Source organism: Flavobacterium sufflavum (assembly GCF_004016525.1).
Lineage (GTDB): Bacteria > Bacteroidota > Bacteroidia > Flavobacteriales > Flavobacteriaceae > Flavobacterium > Flavobacterium sufflavum.
On sequence record NZ_SACJ01000016.1, the window covers coordinates 14,555 to 27,854 of the forward strand.

The 13,300-nt window shown below is 35.0% G+C and carries 12 protein-coding genes; 6 read left to right on the plus strand and 6 right to left on the minus strand.

The window, feature by feature from the left end; translation table 11 throughout:
* Nucleotides 1-130 precede the first annotated feature (130 nt).
* From EOD40_RS16980 to EOD40_RS17005, 6 genes are all read right to left on the minus strand, one after another.
* Entirely contained in the window at nt 131-1,285 is a 1,155-nt protein-coding gene (locus EOD40_RS16980) for a peptidylprolyl isomerase (protein WP_128197585.1), read from the minus strand.
* A 29-nt stretch (nt 1,286-1,314) separates the two neighbouring features.
* Nucleotides 1,315-2,433: a peptidylprolyl isomerase gene (locus tag EOD40_RS16985; RefSeq protein WP_128197587.1), complete on the minus strand. Its 1,119-nt coding sequence runs from the start codon at nt 2,431-2,433 to the stop codon at nt 1,315-1,317.
* A 17-nt stretch (nt 2,434-2,450) separates the two neighbouring features.
* Complete coding sequence (gene gldI / locus EOD40_RS16990) at nt 2,451-3,122, minus strand: gliding motility-associated peptidyl-prolyl isomerase GldI (protein ID WP_128197589.1); 672 nt, start codon at nt 3,120-3,122, stop codon at nt 2,451-2,453.
* 4 nt (nt 3,123-3,126) lie between these two features.
* Nucleotides 3,127-4,131: a DHH family phosphoesterase gene (locus tag EOD40_RS16995; RefSeq protein WP_128197590.1), complete on the minus strand. Its 1,005-nt coding sequence runs from the start codon at nt 4,129-4,131 to the stop codon at nt 3,127-3,129.
* Between the two features lie 68 nt (nt 4,132-4,199).
* Nucleotides 4,200-5,447 carry a voltage-gated chloride channel family protein gene (locus tag EOD40_RS17000; protein ID WP_128197592.1) on the minus strand — a complete coding sequence of 416 codons (1,248 nt, stop codon included), beginning with the start codon at nt 5,445-5,447 and terminating at the stop codon, nt 4,200-4,202.
* A 95-nt stretch (nt 5,448-5,542) separates the two neighbouring features.
* A complete protein-coding gene (locus EOD40_RS17005; protein ID WP_128197594.1) occupies nt 5,543-5,929 on the minus strand; it encodes a RidA family protein in 387 nt (128 codons plus the stop codon).
* 236 nt (nt 5,930-6,165) lie between these two features.
* Here EOD40_RS17005 and EOD40_RS17010 point away from each other — a divergent pair, with 236 nt between their 5' ends.
* The 6 genes from EOD40_RS17010 (at nt 6,166) to EOD40_RS17035 (ending at nt 13,298) form a co-directional block, all read left to right on the plus strand.
* Complete coding sequence (locus EOD40_RS17010) at nt 6,166-6,783, plus strand: hypothetical protein (protein ID WP_128197595.1); 618 nt, start codon at nt 6,166-6,168, stop codon at nt 6,781-6,783.
* 134 nt (nt 6,784-6,917) lie between these two features.
* Nucleotides 6,918-7,610: a hypothetical protein gene (locus EOD40_RS17015; RefSeq protein WP_128197597.1), complete on the plus strand. Its 693-nt coding sequence runs from the start codon at nt 6,918-6,920 to the stop codon at nt 7,608-7,610.
* A 124-nt stretch (nt 7,611-7,734) separates the two neighbouring features.
* Nucleotides 7,735-9,264: a glutamine-hydrolyzing GMP synthase gene (gene guaA, locus EOD40_RS17020; RefSeq protein ID WP_128197599.1), complete on the plus strand. Its 1,530-nt coding sequence runs from the start codon at nt 7,735-7,737 to the stop codon at nt 9,262-9,264.
* Between the two features lie 115 nt (nt 9,265-9,379).
* Nucleotides 9,380-11,290, plus strand: a complete 1,911-nt coding sequence (locus tag EOD40_RS17025; protein ID WP_128197601.1) for an amino acid ABC transporter substrate-binding protein — start codon at nt 9,380-9,382, stop codon at nt 11,288-11,290.
* 14 nt (nt 11,291-11,304) lie between these two features.
* A complete protein-coding gene (locus EOD40_RS17030) occupies nt 11,305-11,538 on the plus strand; it encodes a DUF3820 family protein (RefSeq protein WP_128197603.1) in 234 nt (77 codons plus the stop codon).
* Between the two features lie 143 nt (nt 11,539-11,681).
* Nucleotides 11,682-13,298 (plus strand): CTP synthase, encoded by a 1,617-nt coding sequence (locus EOD40_RS17035; protein ID WP_128197605.1) that lies wholly within the window; start codon nt 11,682-11,684, stop codon nt 13,296-13,298.
* Nucleotides 13,299-13,300 lie beyond the last annotated feature (2 nt).

The window sequence follows — 13,300 nt, forward strand, 5'->3', positions numbered from 1 at the left end:
CTATTGAAAAAGCTTACAATCGAATTTTGATAGTGTTGAGTAACTTTAATTTTGACTAAGCCGTTTTTTACAAAAAAAAAAATCCGACTGGTTTTACACCAATCGGATTCCTAATCAGGAATTCTTGATTTTATTTTGTTGCTGTTTGTTTGTCGAAAATTTCAAGTTCGAAAATCAAAGTAGCATTTGGAGGAATCACTCCACCTGCACCGCTTTCTCCATAAGCTAATTTAGCAGGAATGAAAGCAATCATTTTGTCTCCAAAAGAAAGTAAGTTTATGGCTTCTAAGAACCCTGGAATCATACCGTCTTTTTTACCTATTTCAAACGGGAAAGGATTGTAACCACCTTGCATGGCGCGCATTTCGTTGTATTTGTCATAGTTTTTAGCTATTTCTTCACGGCTGCTGTCAAATAAGTTTCCGTCTTCAAAAAAGCCTGAGTAATGAAAATAAACGGTAGTTCCTGCAGCTGGTTTTGCACCAGTTCCTTTTTGCGTTATTTTATACATTAATCCAGAAGGAGTAGTGGTTGCATTAACTTTTTGATTGTTGAAATAAGTTACTTTTTCAGTGTTTAAAGCCGCGATTTTTTCTTTTTGAATTTTTTCAGCTGCTGCCTTTGCTTCTGCTTCTTTTCTTTCTTCTTCGGCTTTGTTGTTGAAATAGTTAGCAAATACTTTTTGGGCATTGAATTTTTTTGCCAAAGATCCTTTTTGAACGATAGTGATGTTTTTAATTACATCATCCTGGGCAATGCTGTTCACTACATCCATTCCCTGAACTACATGTCCAAAGATGGTGTGTTTTCCGTTTAACCAAGGCGTGTCTTTGTGAGTAATAAAAAACTGACTTGCATTGGTTTTTGGACCTGAATTAGCCATAGCCAAAATTCCGCCTTTGTCAAATTTTAACTCAGGAATGAATTCGTCTTTAAAAGAATAACCTGTTCCGCCAGCTCCAGTTCCTTGTGGATCACCACCCTGAATCATGAAATCCTGAATAACGCGGTGGAATTTCAAACCATCAAAAAATGGTTTCCCTTTCAATTTGCTGTCGGTTACAAATTCGTTTTTACCTTGGGCAAGGCTGATGAAATTGGCAACAGTAACGGGAGTTTTTTCGAATTCCAATTGTAAAACAATGGCTCCTTTGTTAGTGTTAATAGTTGCAAAAATGCCCTCTTCTTTTATAGGAGCTGTTTTTTTTACTACTTTTTTTGAAGTTTCTTGAGCCTGAACTGAGATTAAGGCAAAGAATGCTAAAAATAATATTCTAAATTTCATTGGGTTGTGTTTTTCTAATAGTTGTAAAATTATTGGACTTTGATTAATTCGATTTCGAAAATAAGGTTAGTGTGGGGCGGAATTATATTTCCTGCACCTCCAGAGCCATAGGCTAAATAAGAAGGTATAAATAAAATGGCTTTGTCTCCAAAAGACATTTTTTCAAGACCTTCAGTAAATCCGGGAATTATACCATCTCTTTTTCCTACTTGAAAAGGGACTGGTTGGTAAGCGTTTTGAGCAGCACGTTGCGGATCCAGTTTCCCAAAAGCTTTTGCTACACCTTCGACAGTCGTATCATAAAGTTCTCCATATTCTGAAAAGACAGCATAATTGACGTTAACTTTAGTTCCGCTTGCCGGTTTTTTACCATTTCCTTTTTGAGTGATGATGTATTTTAATCCAGAAACGGTTTTGGTTGCTTTTTCTTTTAAAGCTCCAAAATAGTTGATTTTATCTACAATTGTTTTTCCGTATTTTTTATCATACATTCTCTCTTTTTGCGCTTCAATATCTCTTAGGACTTTTTGGTTTTTAGATTCGATAACAAAATAATCATCGAATATTTTTACTGCATTGAATTTCTTAGCAGCTTCTCCTTTTCGAATAATAATAATCGATTTAACAACATCGTCCTGATTAATATTATTGACTACTTCCATGCCATTGCCAATTACATGACCAAAAATGGTGTGTTTTCCGTTCAGCCAGGGAGTAGGATTGCGCGTGATAAAAAATTGACTGCTGTTTGAGTCAGGACCATTATTGGCCATAGCCAAAACACCTTCTTTGTCGAAAAACTGATCGTTAAATTCGTCTTTAAATTTATAGCCCGAATTGCCTGTTCCTGTTCCTTCGGGATCTCCGGTTTGAATTACGAATCCTTTGATAACACGGTAAAATTTCATGCCGTCATAAAAAGGGCGTCCTTTTACGTAATCAGCAGTAACAAAATTATTGTTTCCTTCGGCCAGTGTAACAAAATTAGCTACTGTAATAGGTGCTTTTTTGTAATCCAGTTCTAAATAAATGATTCCTTGATTGGTTTCAATTTTAGCATACAAACCATCTGCGAAATAATCGCTTTCATTTCTACAAGAATAAAAACAGCTGATAAGAAGTACTACAAATAGAATGCTTTTTTTCATTGTTGCTATTTATTGTTTTATTGTTCCAGAGTATCTTGAGTTGTTGGTTTTGCTTTTGAAACTGCTTTTTTAGGCTTTTTTATGCTGTCGGCTGAAGCCAAATTATTTTCTATATTTTGTTCCAATTCTTTTTTGTAAACTGACTCAGGCTTGAAATCATTTAAAGTTACAGTGCAAATTAAAGGTTGGTTAACGCCAATTTTTTTGTTGTCACCATGATAGCCGTAGGCAATGTGTGAAGGAAAATAAAAGTTTAATTTTTCACTTTTATGCATCAATTTGATTCCGTCCCTTAATCCCATCATGATGTCTTGTTTGTCTACGCGGTACACCTGTGGTCTTAGCTCTACTTCCGAATAAATAATTGCACCTTTTAGGTCTTTTAATTCGTAGTTAAAAAAAGCAACATCGCCCTTTTTAGGAGTTAAGGTGTCAATGTCATTTTTGATTTCATAAGAATACCAATAGCCTTTAGTCGAAGCAATGTAGCTGATTTTGGGATTTTTTTTCATCAAAGCCTTGATTTGATCTTCTTCAGAGGCAATGAGTTTTTTATTTCTTGCAATTGATTTTTTCATAAAAACACCTGAAGCTCTGGAAATCGGGCGTCGGGCGTCCTGATGCTGTTTGCAGGCGGTAAAACCTAGGCATAAGAAGCAACTTAGAATAATAAATTGGATAGCTTTCATGGTGTTACAGCGTTAGTTTATTTACTAAATTTTCAAATTTATCTATGGTTTCTTCCATCGATACTTCCGATTTTCCTCCGGCAGCATTGCGGTGTCCACCTCCGTTAAAATGCTCTCTTGCAAATTCATTTACATCAAAATCACCTTGTGAACGGAAAGAAATTTTAATGATTTTTTCGTCTTTATTTTCGATAAAAATGGCAGTAAATTGGATTCCCTTGATGCTTAAACCATAATTAACAATGCCTTCAGTATCTCCTTTTTCGTAGTTAAAATTATTTAACTCCTCCTGACTTAACTTAGTGTACGAGGTTTTATGTTCGGCTAATACTTTTAAATTTTGCAAAGCCCTCCCTAATAATTGCAATCGGTTATAAGAGCTGTTGTCAAAAAGTAAATTAGGGATTTTAGTGTTTTCTACCCCTAAATCAATCAACTCGGCTACAATTCGATGGGTGTTCCCGGTAGTATTTGGGAATTTAAATGAGCCTGAATCGGTTAAAATACCAGTATAAATGCAGGTTCCTATGATTTTGTCAATTTGGTCTTTTTGATTTAAAAAAGAAATAAAATTATAGACCATTTCGCAGGTAGAACCAAAAGAAGTATTCGAATAAGTATAGGCTGCATAATCATCCGGCTTTTGATGATGGTCAATCATAATGTAAGTGGTGTCGAGTACTTCGAGTACTTTTTCCATTTCGCCTACACGGTGAAAAGCATTGAAATCAAGAGTGAAAACAATGTCGGCTTGTTCTAATATTTTGGTGCAATTTTCTTTGTCTGTTTCAAAAACATGAACCATTTCAGAGCCAGGAAGCCAAGCTAAAAACTCAGGGAATTCGTTTGGAGAAATAACCGTTGCTTCGTGGTTGTTTTTTCTTAAAAAATGGTATAATCCTAAGGTAGACCCCATGGCATCACCATCAGGATTTCTATGTGGAATAATGGCAATTTTTTTTGGAGTAGCCAATAAAGATTGTATCGCTTGTATGTCTTGTATTTTCATAGGTTGCGAATTTACATTTTTTTAGTGTAATCTATGAAATCATTTAAAAATTAACTTCTTTTTAAAGTTTAAAAATCATCGAGTTTGTTTCTTTTGAATTTTTCATACAAATGATATTTTACTCCCTTTACAGTCTGCGCATGATAAATACCTACTGAACCCGAAGAGAGATAGGCAATGAAACAGGAAATTGCGATAAAAACAGCGCTTTCGATCCCAAATAGTTCGATTCCCATAACGGTACAAGCAACAGGAGTGTGAGTAGCTCCCGAAAACACAGCTACAAATCCCATTCCAGCCAAAAGAGCAATGGGTAAGGGGATAAAAAGGGATAAGGCACTGCCTAAGGTTGCACCAACGAAGAATAAAGGAGTTACCTCGCCGCCTTTGAAACCTGCACCTAAGGTAAATCCGGTGAATAGTATTTTGAGGAGAAAATCGTAGTATTCGCTTGGTTTGTTAAAGGCTTCTACGATGGTGGGAATTCCTAATCCCATGAATTTAGCAGAGCCAAAGTAATAGAAAATTAAGGCTAAGATAATTCCGCCTATATACGGACGTAATGGCGGGTAAGTGATAGTTTTTGAAAATACAGCACTCCAAAGGTGAGCGCTTCTTGAAAAAAGCATAGCTGCTAAACCAAATAAAACGCTGGCAGGAATTATCCAAAGTAAATTTTTCAGGTTCATTTCCGGAATAAGCGGGATGCTATAATGGGTGTGATGGACAGCCCAAAGTTCTACGGTGTAGTAAGCAAAAAAGGCAACTACAAAAGAAAGAATACTGCTTTTTAGACTGATTTTGCAACAGTAAAGTACTTCTAAAGCAAAGATGGCACCTGCAAGTGGTGTTCCGAAAACAGAAGCAAAACCGGCACTGATCCCTAAAATAATCAGTGTTTTTCTATCGGTTGTATCGAGCTGGAATATTCGGCTGAATTGGTCGGCAATGGCGCCTCCCATTTGTACAGCAGTTCCTTCACGACCTGCTGAACCTCCAAAAAGATGCGTAATGATGGTTCCTAAAAGTACAAAAGGAGCCATTTTTAACGAAATTATTTTTTTAGGAGTTTCGTATTCTTCTAATAAAAGGTTGTTTCCTTTAACTACGTCTTTGCCGTAATAATGATATAGGAATCCTATCAATAGTCCACCGAGAGGTAAAAACCAAACAAGCCAGCTGTTTTGTGTTCTAAGCTGTGCTGCCCATTCTAAAGCGACTAATAAAAATGCAGAAGCCGAACCGGAAAAAAAGCCAATCAATGCACAGATTAAAATCCATTTGAGAGAGAGTAGTATTGTCTTTTTTAAGTTCATTGGTCTTTGCAGTGTAAAGTATTCGAGCGCAACAAAAGCAGTTTTAGTTTTCTAATTGCTTTTATTGCGCTCGAAGAGTAATTTTAGAAATTTAATTATTCAGCTAATACAGCAGTCAATTCAATTTCAACTAAGTATTCAGGAGCTACTAATTGGTTGATTCCGTAGAAACCAGTTGTAGGCTTGATGTCTTTGAAAAAAGTAGCATGAGCTGTAGCAACTGCTTCAAATGTGCTTACATCAGTAGTGAAAATACGAGTACGGATTACATCTTTCATACTTGCGTTTAAATCTTCAAGTACTTTTTCAACTCTTTCTAAAATATTTAAAGTTTGTGCGTGAGCGTCATCAGCTTTTACTTTGTCGCCATCAACAATTGCAACAGTTCCTGAAACTTCGATGATGTTTCCAATACGAACTGCACGACAATATCCCATTTTGTCTTCCCATGGCGATCCTGTTAAGATGTTTTCTCTTTTCATTTTGATGTATTTAATTAGTTTATAGAGGAATACACCTCTGGTTAAAGTTTAGAATATTTTGTGCAATTTATAAAAAATAGTAAAATAAAAAACACTGATTTTGATAAACTCAAATTGTATTATGGTGTTTTTGATTACCTTTAGATATAATAAATGAAAAACTTTATTGTTATCTATTTGGAATGGTTTGGTAAAAATCGTTTTTTTGAATGTAGTTTTTTAATTAAATATATATAATGATGAGTCAATATTTTAGTTTTAAAGGTCAGGTTTTAATTTTGGGTTTGATGTTGGGAACACTGTCAACAGCTTATTCTCAGGAAGAGTTTGGAGGGAAGTTTAAAGTTGTTAAAGCTGCCCCAATAAAAAAGGAGGTTAAGGTAAAAGAAGTTAAAGAGAAAGATGTGAAAGTATCTAAGGCTGATTTTAATAAAATTAAATCCTATGTGATAAGTGATATTGGGGAAAATAAATATGAAGTCCCTAAAAAAGAAGAAACTGATCCTGAAAAGTTAGCTAAGAGAGATCAGGATTTAGGAGTGGTTAAAACTGCTTCGGGAACTGCTAAGGTTAGATATAGAGATGCCGCTTATGTTGACGGGGATAAGGTGCGTGTGTATTTGAATTATGTAATTGTTGAACCTGAGGTACTTTTAAATGGAGAAACTCAAGGGTTTGATATTACATTGCAAAAAGGAGTGAATCGTATTGATTTTGAAGCTATCAATGAAGGTTATGCTGCTCCAAATACAGCCGAATTTAAAATTTATGATGATAAAGGAACGGTGATTTCGTCTAATCAATGGAACATTGCTCAGGGCTTTAAGGCTACCATCATAGTAGAGAAAGAATAGATTTTGGGCTTTTAACAGCATTCTTTTTGGTTAAAATTTCTTTAATGTTCCATGTTGATTTTGTTTTATAAATACAAAGCTTGGTATATTTGTTGATAGTTAGGAGATTATTAATGAACCAAAGTAAGTATATTATGAAGCAAGTCTTGTTGTTTTTTATGATGTGTTTTGCCATTAGCAGCTATGCTCAAAATGAGTTTAGTACTAAGTTTAAAGCAATTTCACCATTGAAAATTCCTGCGACTCCTAAAAAAACAGTTCCTTTAGCTACAGAGGCTCCGGTTATTAAAGCACCAAATCTTTTTAAAAAACCCGATGTTGTTTTGCCTTCAAGTTCCAAATACCAAATAGGGGAAGCAAAACAAATTTCGATGGAACAAACGAATGATTTTGTAAATCCGGGAGACAGGATTAGGGATAAAATGACTAAGGATTTAGATAAAACTTTGGTTCGGGAAGGTTTGAAAGAAGACGACCGACTTTTGGTGAAAATTGATAAAAACTTTGGAGAAATCCGAACCAAATCTAAATACTTTACCGTTCAATATCGCGATTTTATTTATGTCGACGGCGATTTGATTAAAGCAACAATCAATAATCAAATGATAGGTGGAATCATGGAGCTGTATTCAAGTTACGGTCAATTTGTTTTTAATCTGAGTGAGGGTATAAATACTTTTGAGATGGAGGCTTTTAGCAAAGGAACATCAGGAGGAAATACTTGTGAGTTTAAAATCTACGACGACAAAGGAGTTTTGGTACGTTCTGAGTTTTGGGATAACTGGGATAAAGGCGTTAAGGGGAAATTTGTTATTGTAAAAGAGTAAGAAAGAGGTGTGTTGATTAAGCTGTTTTTTGTGAAATTAAAAGAGTGAAAATAGAAAATAAAAAAAATAAAAAATTTCAAAAATCCACTTTTGCAATCCAAATTTAAAAAGTAATTTTGCGCCCATGCAACACAACGTACTTATTTTAGATTTCGGTTCGCAATACACTCAGCTGATTGCGCGTAGAGTTCGCGAATTAAATATATTCTGCGAAATTTTCCCATACAATAATATTCCATCAGATTTGTCAAGCTACAAGGCTGTGATTTTAGGAGGAAGTCCATTTTCTGTTCGTGCAGAAGATGCTCCACATCCTGATTTATCTCAAATTAGAGGAAAATTACCAATGCTTGCTGTGTGTTATGGTGCGCAATATTTATCTCATTTTAGCGGAGGTGAAGTTGCTGCTTCAAACACCAGAGAATATGGTAGAGCAAACTTGTCTTATATTAAAGAAGATGAAGTTTTCTTTGAAGGAGTTTCTCTAAACAGTCAGGTTTGGATGAGTCATAGTGATAGTATTAAGGCTTTACCGGCTAATGGTGTGAAGTTAGCAAGTACACATGATGTGGAATTTGCAGCTTACAAAATTGAAGGTGAGACCACTTATGCTATCCAATACCACCCGGAAGTGTATCATTCTACTGATGGGAAACAAATGTTAGAGAATTTTTTAGTAAAAATTGCTCACGTTCCTCAAAATTTTACGCCAAATGCCTTTGTTGAGGAAATTGTAGCTGAAATGAAAGAGAAAATCGGAAACGATAAAGTTGTTTTAGGTCTTTCAGGAGGTGTGGATTCAACTGTGGCAGCGGTTTTATTGAACAAAGCAATCGGGAAAAACCTGTATTGTATTTTTGTTAATAATGGTTTGCTTCGTAAAAATGAGTTTCAAAGTGTTTTAGATCAATACCAAGGAATGGGTTTGAATGTAAAAGGAGTGGATGCTTCTCAACGTTTTTATGATGCTCTGGCAGGAGTTACTGATCCGGAATTGAAAAGAAAAGCCATCGGAAATGCTTTTATCGAAGTTTTTGATGATGAATCACATAAAATTGAAGATGTTACCTGGTTAGCCCAAGGTACAATATATCCTGATGTTATCGAATCGGTTTCTGTAAAAGGACCATCGGCAACAATTAAATCGCACCATAATGTGGGTGGTTTGCCGGATTATATGAAATTGAAAATTGTAGAACCTTTGCGTATGCTTTTTAAAGATGAGGTACGTAGAGTAGGAGCATCTTTAGGAATTGATCCTGAATTGTTAGGAAGACATCCTTTCCCGGGACCTGGATTGTCAATCAGAATTTTAGGAGATATTACTTTAGAAAAAGTACAAATTTTACAAGATGTAGATAAAGTTTTTATCGACGGATTGAAATCTTGGGGATTGTATGATAAAGTTTGGCAGGCTGGAGCAATTTTGCTTCCTGTAAATAGTGTTGGGGTTATGGGTGATGAGCGTACTTACGAAAAAGTTGTTGCGCTACGTGCTGTAGAATCTACCGATGGTATGACTGCTGACTGGGTTCACTTACCGTATGATTTCTTGATGAAAGTATCTAATGATATTATCAACAAGGTAAAAGGGGTGAACAGAGTAGTGTATGATATTAGTTCAAAACCACCAGCAACAATTGAGTGGGAATAATAGAAACTTCTTAGTTGACGTTTCTTAGTTATTATAAAAACGGTATCAGATTTTGGAATAAAAATTTGGTACCGTTTTATCTTTAGAGTAATAATTTTTTAAATAAAATAATCGAATGAAGTATTTTTTTGCAATTTGGATTCCTGTTTTGATGTTTACCAATCTTGTTATTTCGCAAGGAACGATAACGCATAAAGTAGAAAGCGGAGAAACTATAAATGATATTGCTAAGAAGTATCAAGTAACTCCTTATGATATTTATAAATTAAACCCCGATGCTCAAAGAAAATTAAGTCCTAAAACGGTGCTTTTGATTCCTGCTAAAGTGGCTGTGAAAAAGGTAGTTACTCCGGCGCAAATAACGCATAAAGTAATGCCTAAGGAAACTTTGTTTGGAATAGAGAAAAAATACAATGTTTCGGATGCTGATTTGAAAAAAGCGAATCCTTTTTTAGAAACAGAGGGTTTGCAAATAGATCAGGTTTTAGTAATCCCATCTAAATATGCTGCTAAACCTAAGGTGGTGCTTCAGGAGAAACCTTTGTATCATGATGTGCTTCCTAAAGAAACTAAATTTTCAATTGCTAAGAAATACGGTATTACTATTGCTGAATTAGAAAAGAAAAATCCTGAAATCGTAGCTAATTTGACTGTTGGTTCTCATTTGTTGATTAAAGGAGCTCCTGTTAAAACTTCTGTATTGCCTCAAAAAGAAACGGTTAAGCAGGAGGTTGCTGTTGTTCCGGTTAAGAAATATGCAACTTATGAAGTGAAACCTAAAGAAACGTTGTATAGTTTGTCAAAAACGTTTGACATGAGTCAGGAAGAATTACTGGTTTTAAATCCTGAACTTAAAAATGGTGTTGAAACGGGGATGCTTTTAAAAGCGCCAGCTAATTTGACGTTTCCAAAAGTACAGGAAAACAAAGTGTATGTTGATTTAGTTCCTAAGGCTAATTTTTCGGGACGTAAAAAAATAGCATTGCTTTTACCGTTTAATGTTAGCAGAGTTGAGGGAGATACTTTGAATTCGGTAGTGTCGAGATTGAAGAAGGATAAGTTTTTAAATATGACCTTAGATTTTTATGCCGGGGCTTTGATGGCAATAGATTCGGCTAAAACGTTGGGGCTTCCTATAGATGTTCAGATAGTGGATTCGGAAGAAACGAAGTATGGTTCTGATATAGCAACAATTGTTAAGAATAATAATTTACAAACAGCTGATGCGGTTGTTGGTCCGTTTTATCAAAATAACGCCGAAACGACGGCTCGTTTGTTAGCGGTTAATAATGTGCCTGTGATTTCGCCATTGTCAAAAGATGCTGGAAATCCAATTGCTAATTTGTACCAAACCATTCCTTCTAATGATGTTTTGAAAAGCGCTATGTTCAATTATATGCGTTCTAAAAAAGGGAATGTTATTGCTGTAGTTGATAAAAAGAAAGAATCTGTAATTCAGTATATAAAACAAAATCAGACTGATGTGAGGCTGGTTCCTTTGACTGAAAAGGGTGGCGTGGCTGCTGAAAGTTTAAAAGGAATGTTGGTTGCCGGGCGAATGAATTATGTGGTGCTTGAAACAGCAAACACTTTGATGATTAAGGCTACCATTGCGGCAATGTTAAGTGCTATGCCTGATTATCAGCTTCAATTAGTGATTTTGGAGCCAAATGCTACTTTGGATACTGATGAGATTAATTTCTCTAATTTGGTGAAACTGAAATTAATGTATCCTTCAGTAATTAGAGATAATAATTCTCCGGAAGGTGTTATTTTCGAAAATAAATTTAGAAAGATAAATCTAATTTCTCCAAGTGATTATGCTGTGAGAGGATTTGATGTGACTTTTGATACCATGATGCGTTTGATGCAAAATAAGCCTTTTGAAGAAACAGTGAATGCAACTGCAACAGAGCAATTTGAGAATAAATTTGAGTATTATAAAAAAGATAATGCTGGATATGTAAATAAAGGGGTTTATATCTTGTATTATGATACTGATTTGACTGAAAAAGTAGCCAATTAATCAGTAGTTTTTAGATGGATGATAATCAAAAAAAACTCGTGAAGTTGGCATATACTAAAATGCCTTTTGGTAAATATGAGGGTCGATTTTTAATTGATTTACCCGAATATTATGTGGTTTGGTATCACAATAAAGGTTTTCCAAAAGGAGAATTAGGAGAGCAGTTACAATTGATTTACGAACTAAAGTTGAACGGTTTAGAAGAATTGATACGAAATATTAAAAAAAGATATCCGAAACCTCATTGATTTGTGAATTTAATGAGGTTTTTATTTTTGTATTAACAAAAGTCAATTTTAGAAATTATCTCATTTCCAAATTAGCATAATCTAAATTTATAATCGTATTTTTGCCACGTTTTTTACACAACTACAATACAAACTAGAACAGCATGAATCAAACAAAATATATTTTTGTTACTGGAGGGGTTACTTCTTCTTTGGGAAAAGGAATTATAGCAGCATCATTAGCAAAATTATTACAGGCAAGAGGGTACAGAACAACTATTCAAAAATTTGATCCCTACTTAAATGTTGACCCGGGAACATTGAATCCTTATGAACATGGGGAATGTTATGTAACCGATGATGGAGCTGAAACTGATTTAGATTTAGGTCACTACGAGCGTTTTCTGAATGTTCCGACTTCTCAGGCTAATAACGTAACGACTGGTAGAATTTATCTTTCGGTTATTGAAAAAGAAAGAAGAGGGGAGTTTCTGGGAAAAACGGTTCAGGTTGTTCCTCATATCACTAATGAAATTAAGGACAGAATGCAATTGCTGGGGCAATCCGGTGATTATGATATTATTATTACTGAAATTGGTGGAACTGTAGGGGATATTGAATCTTTGCCTTATATTGAATCTGTTCGTCAATTAGTTTGGGATTTAGGTGAAAACAATGCTATTGTAATTCACCTTACTTTAGTTCCTTTCTTAGCTGCTGCTGGGGAGTTGAAAACAAAACCTACTCAGCACTCAGTGAAAACTTTGATGGAAAGCGGAATTAAGGCTGATATACTGGTTTGTAGAACTGAGCATGAACTTTCACAGGAAATACGCAGTAAACTGGCTTTGTTTTGTAATGTAAAAAAAGAAGCAGTTATTCAGTCTATTGATGCTTCGACTATTTACGAAGTGCCTAATTTAATGCTTGAAGAAGGATTGGATATTGTGGCTTTGAAAAAATTAGATTTACCTAAGAAAGCAGCTCCGGATTTGAAAAACTGGAATACTTTCTTAAAAAGATTAAAAAGCCCAAAACATACCGTAAATATTGGTTTGATTGGGAAATATGTTGAAATGCAAGACTGTTACAAGTCTATTTTGGAAGCATTTATTCATTCGGGTGCGGCTAATGAAACTAAAGTAAATGTAGTTTCTATTCACTCAGAATATATCGATGACGAAAATATTGCTGATAAATTAAAAGATATCGACGCTATTTTAGTAGCACCGGGATTTGGTGAAAGAGGAATTGAAGGTAAAATTGCTGCGGTGCGTTATGCACGTGAAAGCAAAATGCCTTTCTTCGGAATCTGTCTTGGAATGCAAATGTCGGTAATTGAATATTCAAGAAATGTATTAGGATTAGCAGAAGCTAATTCGACTGAGATGAATGACCAAACGGCTCATCCGGTTGTGAACTTGATGGAAGAGCAAAAAAATGTAACCGACAAAGGAGGTACAATGCGTCTTGGAGCCTGGAAATGTGAAATAAAACCAGATACTTTAGCTTATAAAATATATGGTCAAACAACTATTCACGAGCGTCACCGTCACCGTTATGAATACAACAGTGCTTACGTTACTCAATTGGAAAAAGCAGGATTAAAAGCTTCAGGGGTGAATCCGGATACAGGATTAGTGGAAATTGTAGAAATTGAAGAGCATCCTTTCTTTATTGGAGTACAATACCATCCGGAATATAAGAGTACTGTGGCAAATCCACACCCTCTTTTTGTGAACTTTGTGGCTGCAGCAGTAAAAGCAAGAAAAAAACAATAGTT

Coding starts and splice junctions, on each gene's coding strand:
- EOD40_RS16980 (WP_128197585.1), bottom strand. CDS start 1,285: ATGAAATTTAGAATATTATTTTTAGCATTCTTTGCCTTAATCTCAGTT.
- gldI (WP_128197589.1), bottom strand. CDS start 3,122: ATGAAAGCTATCCAATTTATTATTCTAAGTTGCTTCTTATGCCTAGGT.
- EOD40_RS17000 (WP_128197592.1), bottom strand. CDS start 5,447: ATGAACTTAAAAAAGACAATACTACTCTCTCTCAAATGGATTTTAATC.
- EOD40_RS17025 (WP_128197601.1), top strand. CDS start 9,380: ATGAAGTATTTTTTTGCAATTTGGATTCCTGTTTTGATGTTTACCAAT.
- EOD40_RS17030 (WP_128197603.1), top strand. CDS start 11,305: ATGGATGATAATCAAAAAAAACTCGTGAAGTTGGCATATACTAAAATG.
- EOD40_RS17005 (WP_128197594.1), bottom strand. CDS start 5,929: ATGAAAAGAGAAAACATCTTAACAGGATCGCCATGGGAAGACAAAATG.
- EOD40_RS17035 (WP_128197605.1), top strand. CDS start 11,682: ATGAATCAAACAAAATATATTTTTGTTACTGGAGGGGTTACTTCTTCT.
- EOD40_RS16985 (WP_128197587.1), bottom strand. CDS start 2,433: ATGAAAAAAAGCATTCTATTTGTAGTACTTCTTATCAGCTGTTTTTAT.
- guaA (WP_128197599.1), top strand. CDS start 7,735: ATGCAACACAACGTACTTATTTTAGATTTCGGTTCGCAATACACTCAG.
- EOD40_RS17015 (WP_128197597.1), top strand. CDS start 6,918: ATGAAGCAAGTCTTGTTGTTTTTTATGATGTGTTTTGCCATTAGCAGC.
- EOD40_RS17010 (WP_128197595.1), top strand. CDS start 6,166: ATGATGAGTCAATATTTTAGTTTTAAAGGTCAGGTTTTAATTTTGGGT.
- EOD40_RS16995 (WP_128197590.1), bottom strand. CDS start 4,131: ATGAAAATACAAGACATACAAGCGATACAATCTTTATTGGCTACTCCA.